The sequence below is a fragment of the Kitasatospora sp. MBT63 genome (assembly GCF_000710465.2).
Classification (GTDB): Bacteria; Actinomycetota; Actinomycetes; order Streptomycetales; family Streptomycetaceae; genus Kitasatospora.
Window position 1 is genome coordinate 19674 of the sequence record NZ_JAIZ01000644.1, and the last position, 7463, is coordinate 27136.

A 7463-nucleotide genomic window follows, 5' to 3' on the forward strand; every position below is an offset into this window, starting at 1 on the left:
CGGATCGATCAGGAGTACCGACGCATGCCCAAGCACCGGCTCACCTTCGGCTACGGCAGCTGCCGCTCCTGCCAGGGCTGGGGCGAGCTGCGCTCCGACGGAGCGTGCTGGCCGTGCGCACTGTGGGGGCAGAAGATCACCGATCCGCGCCCGGGGGCCTGCCGACGTTGCACGCGGGAGGCCATGCTCACCTACGACGAGGTGTGCCGACCGTGCATGATCGAGATCCACTACGTCGACCACGACTGGATCCGCGCCCAGCAGGACGGCGGTGTGGCACCGAGGCGACCCCTGCAGCTGGCACTGTTGCTGCCGGAGGTGAAGTTCGCGCTGCTACAGCCGCTGCACAAGCGCGGCGGCGGACCGAATCTGAACCTGCTGCCGAGCACCCGCGACTGGCGGAGCGCCAACCAGCCGCCCGCACTGGCGGATGACCCGCGAGTGTGTCCCCCGCAGATCCGTGGCCAGACGGCGCTGCTGACGATGAGGCGGATCTTCCGGCCGGGCGACGGCCGCCGGATCGCCGCACGCACGCTCCCCGAGGACGAGCTGCTCGACCAGACCGCGCGACGGCTGCAGAGCGACCTGGGCCGCAGCCCGCGCTGGGCGCCCAACCTGATGCCACAAGCGCGCCTGGCTCTGGCCGCCCGCGAGGCCGACGAGGACCAGGTCCGCGAAGAAGACCTCGACGCCCTTACCGGCCGGAAGGCGGCGGTGACCCAGGTCCTACGGGAGGCCGGACTACTGCGACCGCGGACCGAACCCAAGACCCGGACCCACCCACGACGGACGATCGGACCACGCCGGCCGCGAGCTGATGCGAAGCCGCCACGCCCGGCAGGACCGCGACCCCCGCGGACACTGCGCAGCTGCGAGGGCTGCTGGGCCTGGACCGGCACCAGTCAGCGAAACTGCGACGCGTGCCAGTCCTGGGCGAGAGCCCCGATCCGCACCTCCGGGGTGTGCTCACGCTGCGGCCGGGAGCAGCCGCTGGCTGCGGGCCGGTGCCGGGCCTGCCGGCTCGCCGTCGCCGCGGGCAGCCCCGACGGCGTGGTGATGGACCAGCTCTGGCTCGGCCGCTCCGGCTACCGTCCCACCCGCCCCGCCGAGCCGGAGCTCCCCGCCGCTCCACCTACCCCCTTCCACCTCGACTGCCCCGGCCAGCACCCGCTGTTTCCCGCGCCCCAGACGCAGTGGGCCGGCCTGCTCGGCAAGCCTCTTCCCGAACTCACCCCGGCAGCAGCCGATCTGGTTCGCGAACTGGACCGCACCGCTCGCGCGCAGGCATGGGGAACCGGGACGCGGCTGGCCAACCGGAGGGTTCTGCGCGCGGCCGTGGCCTATCTCGGAGCTGAGGAGCCGATCACGGAGACGGACGTCCGGGCGATCGCGAGACTGGGCAGCAACTACGCAGGACTGCGCGTTGCCCACTTCCTTGAGGCCCGCGGTCTGCTGATCCCCCGACCGGACCGGGACATCGGCATGGACCAGGCTGCGGTCACGAGGTTGATCGCCGCAGCTCCGGCTCGCTACCAGGGTGACCTCGACGCCTGGGTCAGCGATGTGCGCGGCAACGGCCGTCGCCGCTCCGTCCCGATCGAATGGGCCAGTGTCCGCCGGTACGTGGGCTACGTCCTGCCGGTACTGGCCGAGTGGGAGCCGGGCTTTGCCTCCCTCACCCAAGTCGACCGGGCAGACATCCTCGATGCGCTCAAGGAGCGCCCGGGGCCGCCCGGACCCGCGGTGTTCTGTGGCCTGCGGTCGCTGTTCCGCTCCCTCAAGCGGGAGCGGCGGATCTTCCACGACCCGGCCCGCACCGTGCACCTCGGCAGCAGACCGCAGTTCGTGCCGCGCCCGATCCCGGACGCCGAACTGGCCGGCATTCTCGACCGGGCACCCACCCCCTTCGGGAAGCTCGTCGTCGCCCTGGTCGCCATCCACGCCGTTCGCACGGTGCAGTTGACCGCGCTGACCGTGACAGACCTGGACCGCTCACAGGGCCGACTCATGGTCGGCGGCCGCACGGTATACCTGGACGCTGTCACCCTGCGGCTCCTCGGGGAGTGGCTGAAGGACCGGCACCGGCAGTGGCCGTTCAGTACCAACCCGCACCTGCTGGTCACCCGGCGCACCGCGATGCACGCCGAGCACCCGCCGGTGAACAAGTACGCCATCCACTACGTCTTCCGCACGACAGGGCTGAAGCCCCAAGCGGTCGCAATCGACCGGGTCCTGGACGAGGCAGATCACAGCGAGGACCCGCTGCACTTGATGAAGGTCTTCGACCTGTCCGTCTCCACGGCCGTGAAGTACGTCCAAGCAGCCCACCCGGAACGCTGCGTCATCGACGCCATCCAGGCATGACTGTTGTGCGTGTGCTGATGAGCTCGCAGGATGTCGTGACCGACAGCGGGAAAAGGGCTTCGTCGCGAAAGCCTGGTCCGGGCATGATTCCCACCGTGCATGAAGACGAAAACGATCGCGGCCTGATGCGGTACACGCTGACCGAGACGGAGCACGGCCATGCCTGGGGCGTCTGTGCCGAGGTGGAGGGGCTGTTCGGGGCACCCCGTCGTGGGACGTACCAGCTGTTGGGGTGGGCCCCGGAAAGCTCCGAGGTAGGCGGCTGGGCGGGCAGCCGAGTGTGGTTGGTGCCGGAGGGCGAGGCACTCGATCCCTGGCTGCTGGAGGACGCGGAGAGCCTGGGGCAGTTCCCTGGTACAGACAGTCTCGTGCTCACTGGTCTGGACGACTACGAAGGTCCGCCCGAGGGACACGCGGGTCCCGTCCGCGTACACGACGGGCACCGGTGGCTGGGCTCCTGCCAGGGATTCACCCGCGTCGTGCCGTCCGAGCGGGCGGCGCCCCCGCTCGTCCTGCGGGGACTCGCCCAGAGCGATCAGCTACGGACAGCACTGATGAAGGGCACCCGGCGGGCGCTGGATCTGGAGGAGGCCGCCCTTGAGATACGGGACAACCAAGGTGAGTTGCTCACTGACCGTTTGCTGTGGACCAAGGTCAGGGCCTGGCACCCGTCCTCCTACGGGACGGATCTGATCGACCTGGAGCTCAATGGCGAGCTCTTCACACCCGTTCCCGAATACGCCCGGCCCATCTGGGAGCGGTGGCTGACCGGGCCGCCGGACACCCCGGGATCCTGGGCACACCTCGACACCCGGCGCCGCGGGGCCTGGCACGACCTCGTCCGGGAGCGGGCCTGCCGACGCGCCCACCACGACCGGCCAGCCGGTCACGCCTACGAACTCGACGGCCAGCACATCACCGACGAGCCGGGCCTCTACCTGGCGCTCGGCGAGGCGGTGAACGGGCCGGGTGGCTACTTCGGCGGCTGCCTGGACGCCCTCGTCGACTGCCTGCGCGGAACCTTCGGCTACACCGCCCCCGCCACCCTGCTCTGGCGAGACGCCGAAATCGCACGCGAGCACCTGTCCCAGGCCCTCACACCGGAGGGCCAGCCCTACAACCTGTTCGCCGAGCTCCTCGATGTCCTGACCGAGGGCGGCATGCACGTCACCCTGGTGTGAGCTGTGCCCCGCCCGCTGCCCGAGGGGCGTGACAGCATGCGGCCAGCGTGATGATCTTCCTGAAGAGCGCGCCACTATGGTCCCCAACAGCGTCAGGCAGTCACCGTTGCGGCTCACGAACTGGGGCTCCCGCGAGCTCTTCCCCGGCGCGAACCCGCGCCTCGCTACCCTCCATTCATGACACTGGCACTCGGGCTCGGGGCGGTTGCGGCTCAGGATTCCGGGAACCCGTTGGCTTTGCTGCGCTGGTACGTGAACTTCGAGTACCCATACCGGCGCCGCCCCGGCTTCGGCATCGACACCATGGACCTCGCCCTCGACCTGGTCATCACCCCCGACCTGACGGGGCACCACTGGAAGGACACCGAGGAGTACGGCAAGCTGCGCCGCCTCGGCGTGGTCGACGAATACGCGGGCCGCGAGATCGAGCGGGCCCGCGGCCGGGGGATCGGCATGCTGGACGACCGCGCCGGGCCGTTCGCCGGCGGCCGGCCGACCTGGGCACCGGACCCGTCCTGGCCGCTGCCGACCCTGCCGCCCGGCGCCGACGAAGCGGCCACCTCGGCGACCGCGTACCGGCCGTGACGGGCACCAGCGCGGGAACAGGGCCGGACTCCCGCCGCATGCGGGACCTGAGAGGTTCCCGGGAGTCAGCTCCCCACCTCGCAGTCTCGGAGGAGGATCAGTCGAGGCAGAACTCGTTGCCCTCGATGTCCTGCATCGTGATGCACGACTCGTTGACGCCATCGGCGCGCTGGGTCAGCACGTGTTTCGCGCCGAGCGCCACCAGCCGTGCGCATTCGGCCTCGAGTGTGGCCAGGCGCTCGTCACCCACGAGCCCGGCGCCGGCCCGCACATCAAGATGCACCCGGTTCTTGACGACCTTGCCCTCGGGAACTCGTTGGAAGAGCAGGCGCGGGGCCACACCCGAGGGATCAGTACACGCGAAGTAGATCTCGTCCTCGGGCGGCAGCGAGCGGTGGTACTCCCCCCACGTGGCAAAGCCCTCCGGGACCGTCGGCACGACGTACCCCAGCACCTCGCACCAGAAAGCGGCGAGGCGCGCAGGTTCCGCGCAGTCGAAGGTCACTTGGAACTGTTTGATCGTTGACATCGGCGCACAATAACAGGCGCCGTGCTCATCTCCCCAGGCCGGGAGGTCCGTACGTTGTCGGGAGGGGGCACCTGCTACCCGCTGCCGTGTCGTGCGGCCGCAGGGGTGAACCGAGGTCAGCGCCTCCCCGAAGGGAACCTGGGATGCGATCCCGGCCAGCCACTCTCGTGCTGCCAAAGATCAGTTTGCGCGCCGGGCGGCGGTGTTCACCGCGGCAGGTCGGTTGGCACCCCGGCGGGCAGGGTGCAGTGGTGCTGGGGGGCGGCCTCCAGCAGCGCCTGGCGGGCCCGGCACCGACCGACTCCGGCCGCCAGGCTCCCGCCCCGCGCCCGACGGGACGATCGCGGCACCGCTGCCTGCGGCCCGCCCAACTGCGCCGTTCGGGGCCTGGGCGCCGTCGGGGGCGTGATCGTGCACGGGTTCGGTCGTCGGCCAGGGCGGCGCACCCCCCCGGCAGGGCCCGGGGCTGCGCCTTCCGCCCGGGGCACCGGGGGGTTTCCACTGGACCTGTCACCGCCCGTCGCGGGGTGGTGCGGAAGGGCGGCACCCGTGAAGAAGCAGGAGCTCATCGATCTGGTGGCCGAGGACAGCGAGGCGTCGAAGGCGGTGGTGAACAAGGTCCTCGACACCCTTCTGCACACCATCAAGAACGCGGTCGCGGACGGTGGTGAGGTGCAGCTGACCGGGTTCGGGTCGTTCGCGGCCGGCAGCCGCGCCGCCCGCACCGGCCGCAACCCGCGCACGGGTGAGGCGATCGAGATCGCGGCGTCCAGGACGGTGAGGTTCCACCGCGGGCAAGGCCTTCAAGGAGGCCGTCAACACCCCCGCCTGACCCCGGCACCCGGCCCCGCGCACCGGCCCGCACCGCCGCCGGCCCCCCGCCGCCCGTAGTGCGCCGCCGTCCGTGGCGGGAGGCATACTGCGCTCCTGGCGATCAGCAGGGGAGTGGGGGCGTGCCGGAGACAGCGGGCCAGGAGCAGGCGGCGGGCGGCGGGTCGTCGCGGCGGCCGGTGCGCAGCCGGGTGCGGCACGGCCGGGCGTCGTGCGCGGCCTAGAAGACCGATGAAGATCTTGTTGAGGGGCTGTCCGGCCGCAGGCCGGGCAGCCCCTTTGGCTATGCGGTGGCCGGGGTGAGGCGCCAGGTACCGCTGGTGCGGGTGAGTCCGAGGTTGATCAGGGTTCGCAGGTTGAGGGCGGCGGCGCGGGTGTGGAGCCCGGTGTTGTTCTTGATGGTGCCGCGGTAGCGGAGTCTGCGGTTGCCGTGGGCGACGAGCCAGGCGACGGCGCGTTCGACGGGTGGTCTCCAGCGGCGGTAGGCGGCCTGCCGGTCGGGGTCGGTGGCGGCCTGGCGGCGGGCGGCGGCGAGCAGGTCGTGGTGCGGTCGGATGTTGACGGTCCTGCCGGTCTTGGCGGTGGTGCACCGTTCGCGCACGGGGCAGCCGGTGCACTGGTCGGTGAAGAGCGCTTTGCGTTGCATGTGCCGTCCGGACGGTTCGGACAGGTTGGCGGTGTGGCCGGCGGGGCAGGTCACCGTGCTGCCCGCGGTGTCGATGGCGAAGTCGTCGAGGTCGAACCCGCCGACCACGGCGGTCTTCAGCGGGGCGGGCTTGAGGAACAGCCGGTGCCCTGCATGTTGCAGGGTTTGGCGGGCGTCGTCGGTGGAGTAGGCGGTGTCGCCGAAGGCGTCCACCGGGGTGTCCTCGTCGGCGAGCAGGTCGATGCCGACGGTGGCCTCGTGGTGCTCGGTTCCGGCGCCGGGCCGCAGGGCGACGGCGGTGTACAACCCGGTCTCGGGCTCGACGGCGAGGTGGGCCTTGAAGCCGTCCTGCCGGTGGGTGCGGGTCTTGTGCACGTGCCGGGCCTCGGGGTCGACGGTGGAGACCATCCGGTCGTGGGCGGTGCCCCGGGTGATGCGCCAGCGCCCGTCCCGGCCGTCGGACTCCTCGGCCGGCTCGACGTCCTGCCCTGCGACCAGGGCCAGCAGGCCGACCGCGTTCGCGGCCTTCTCGCCGAGTTGCTGGTCGGGCAGGTGCCCGAGCAGCCTGAGCGCGTCACCGACCAGGGCGTCGACGAGGTCAGCTCGGGCCTGCTCGTCGTTCCAGGCGATGCGGGGCTTGCCCGGGTCGGTGTAGTCGTGGGCGGTGCACTGCACGGCGGCCACCTCGGCGGCCCCGGGGACCTCGCGGATCACCACCCGGACCGCGGCGATGATCTGGGTGACAGTGTTCTGGGTGGCGACCGCGTCGTCCAGCACGGTGGAGTCCAGCGCCCGGCGGTGCTTGCCCTTGAGGACACCGGTGGCCTTGACGACCTCCCGCGCGGCCTCGAAGACCCGGTCCGGCCGGGCGGAGCGGGCCAGCCGCCGACGGAAGTGGGCCAGCAGCGAGGGGGCGAACGCGGTGTCGTGGAGGCCCAGCCCGCAGGCGGCCTTTCACCGCAGGTCGCACCGCAGTTCCTGCACTGTCTCGAAGTCCGACAGCCCGTGCAGGGCCTGCAGCGTGACCGCCGCCGCAAGGATCTGCGGGGGCATGCTCGGGCGGCCGTTCGCGGACGGATACATGTCCGCGAACAACGCCGCCGGGAACAACACGCCACGGTGCTCGGCCAGGAACGCGAACACGCTGCCCACCGGGATCAACTCCCGGCACGTCTCCCGGACATCGGGCCCAACTGTGTCCCCGGCCCATTCCCCCATCGCCACGAGACGCAGTCTGGCTCCGCCGCACAGGCGGCGGAGCCAGAACCCAACATCTTCATCAGTCTTCTAGGGCCTGTGTGATGTCGTGATCATTCTTCGGGTTCTG

5 protein-coding genes and 1 pseudogene are annotated in these 7463 nt (G+C 71.2%); 4 read left to right on the forward strand and 2 right to left on the reverse strand.

Features of this window, described 5'->3' with window-relative positions; translation table 11 throughout:
- Window positions 1-24: 24 nt before the first annotated feature.
- The 3 genes from AA75_RS48325 (at window position 25) to AA75_RS33875 (ending at window position 4130) form a co-directional block, all read left to right on the forward strand.
- Window positions 25-2364, forward strand: a complete 2340-nt coding sequence (locus AA75_RS48325) for a hypothetical protein (RefSeq protein WP_033824187.1) — start codon at window positions 25-27, stop codon at window positions 2362-2364.
- Between the two features lie 83 nt (window positions 2365-2447).
- Complete coding sequence (locus AA75_RS33870; protein WP_051813947.1) at window positions 2448-3545, forward strand: barstar family protein; 1098 nt, start codon at window positions 2448-2450, stop codon at window positions 3543-3545.
- A gap of 177 nt (window positions 3546-3722) precedes the next feature.
- The gene (locus AA75_RS33875; RefSeq protein ID WP_149038533.1) at window positions 3723-4130 is read left to right on the forward strand and encodes a DUF402 domain-containing protein; all 408 of its coding nucleotides are present in this window, start codon (window positions 3723-3725) and stop codon (window positions 4128-4130) included.
- A gap of 97 nt (window positions 4131-4227) precedes the next feature.
- On the opposite strand, the gene AA75_RS33880 is transcribed toward AA75_RS33875, so the two are convergent.
- Window positions 4228-4659 (reverse strand): VOC family protein, encoded by a 432-nt coding sequence (locus AA75_RS33880; protein ID WP_033824188.1) that lies wholly within the window; start codon window positions 4657-4659, stop codon window positions 4228-4230.
- A gap of 549 nt (window positions 4660-5208) precedes the next feature.
- On the opposite strand from AA75_RS33880, the gene AA75_RS33885 reads away from it, so the two are divergent.
- Entirely contained in the window at window positions 5209-5550 is a 342-nt protein-coding gene (locus AA75_RS33885; protein WP_158515605.1) for an HU family DNA-binding protein, read from the forward strand.
- A 223-nt stretch (window positions 5551-5773) separates the two neighbouring features.
- On the opposite strand, the pseudogene AA75_RS33890 reads toward AA75_RS33885, so the two are convergent.
- Window positions 5774-7354: pseudogene (locus AA75_RS33890) on the reverse strand (IS1182 family transposase).
- Between the last annotated feature and the right edge of the window lie 109 nt (window positions 7355-7463).